General features: G+C 49.8%; 1 protein-coding gene. It reads left to right on the top strand.

The features are described 5' to 3' along the window. Positions 1-20 precede the first annotated feature (20 nt). Positions 21-291, top strand: a 271-nt coding sequence (locus tag QWY28_RS23460) for a hypothetical protein (protein ID WP_300955324.1), incomplete at its 3' end; no start/stop codon positions are given.

Genomic DNA, 291 nt, shown 5'->3' on the forward strand with positions numbered 1-291 from the left:
ACTGAATATAGTAAAACAAAATGAAAACTTTGATCTGCGTTTGCTTGATCGTCGGCATTGCCCTCGCCGCAGACAAGAAAGAGAAAGTTGAGGAAAAGAAAGTTGATAAGCGTGGTGTCATTGGATTAGGCATCGCAGGTCATGGTATATTAAACGGAGGATATGGAGCCGGTTTAGGCGGATTAGGATTGGGCAGAGGCGGCGGATTGGGAGGTATTGGTTTGGGAACTCTAGGCACCGGAATAGGCTTTGGCGCTGGCGGAGCAGGACCTGGCGGAGCAGGACTTGGTG

Source organism: Nocardioides oceani (genome assembly GCF_030412965.1).
GTDB lineage: Bacteria > Actinomycetota > Actinomycetes > Propionibacteriales > Nocardioidaceae > Nocardioides > Nocardioides oceani.